Source organism: Microcoleus sp. A6-C6 (assembly GCF_036705955.1).
GTDB lineage: Bacteria > Cyanobacteriota > Cyanobacteriia > Cyanobacteriales > Microcoleaceae > Microcoleus.
The window spans coordinates 1-1,142 of sequence record NZ_JAUBVR010000193.1 but is presented as its reverse complement, the minus strand read 5'-3'; the positions used below and the strand labels follow the sequence as shown (position 1 = coordinate 1,142).

1 protein-coding gene is annotated in these 1,142 nt (G+C 45.3%); it reads left to right on the top strand.

Going from position 1 to position 1,142, the window contains the following annotated elements; all coding sequences use genetic code 11:
- Window positions 1–649: 649 nt before the first annotated feature.
- Window positions 650–1,142, top strand: a 493-nt coding sequence (locus tag QUB52_RS29160; protein ID WP_442923409.1) for a hypothetical protein, incomplete at its 3' end; no start/stop codon positions are given.

Sequence of the window (1,142 nt, the reverse complement as noted above, 5' to 3'; positions counted from 1 at the left end):
AAAAATGTAAATCAAAGTATCCATTAGAAAGTATCCATTAGTTTTTACTCTCGCTAGCTCCGTCGATCGATCGCAGGCTGCCTAATGCTGCAACGCCGCGCGATAGAGGGCTGGTAGAGTTTCTGCGTCAAGTCGGCACAAGTGATTGAGACTGCAAATTGTTTCACTCCTTGGCGCGATCGCACTTTCCGCACTACCTGTATCTAAGTATCTTTGCCTGTACTCTAAATGCTCCTACTGTTATCCCTACCGATTTTTCTGTCAGTGGTTTGTTGCTAAAATTTGCATTAGGACTTGACAATAGTATTCAATAATTTAAAAGATTCTCAACTAGAATTTCACGATTATTCGGGAATGTCAAGCGATCGCACCTCACATAAGATACAGATAACTTATATTGATTGTGTTATTTATAAATAATTATTATAAGTTAAAAGACTTGAGAATACTGATTTTTTTTGGTACAGTATGGCTTAGAGTATTGCAGTTAAGGAATTTGGGAATTTTCTCTGCCAGAATTCGACTGTGGACAGCGCCCGCGTGAGTAACACAGACAGCAAAACAGAATGCTAGGTGATAGGATAAACTCGCTATATAAAAAATTAATAAATGAGAATAATTACAATCTAATCAAGGAGATTCATCAGGCATGAGTTTTTCAAATATTTCGGCGACGCAAAGACAACAAGAAGAAGAGGCTCTCAAAAAATTTCTGGCGATCGGTCTGCTAGCCTCAACCATACTGCACGCTGTTATACTGCCGTTGAGCCTCAAGTTGGTCAAACCGGCTGAATTTGCAGACGATGCCATCGAAATTGTCATGCTGGATGAACCGAAAGTAGAGGAAATCAAGCCAGAGCCAGCTATTCCAGAAAAGGTATCTCCCCCGCCTGAGACATTCAAACCAGAACCGCCACCAGAGCCAACTCCCCCAGAGGAAGCCCCGGTAGCAGTAGCGCCACCACCGATTCCAGAAGAGCCACCCGTAGCACCACCACCGATTCCAGAAGAAGCCCCGGTAGCAGCAACGCCACCGCCGATTCCAGAGGAAGCCCCGGTAGCAGCAACGCCACCGCCGATTCCAGAGGAAGCCCCGGTAGCGGTAACACCACCGCCGATTCCAGAGGCACCTTCTGCGATCG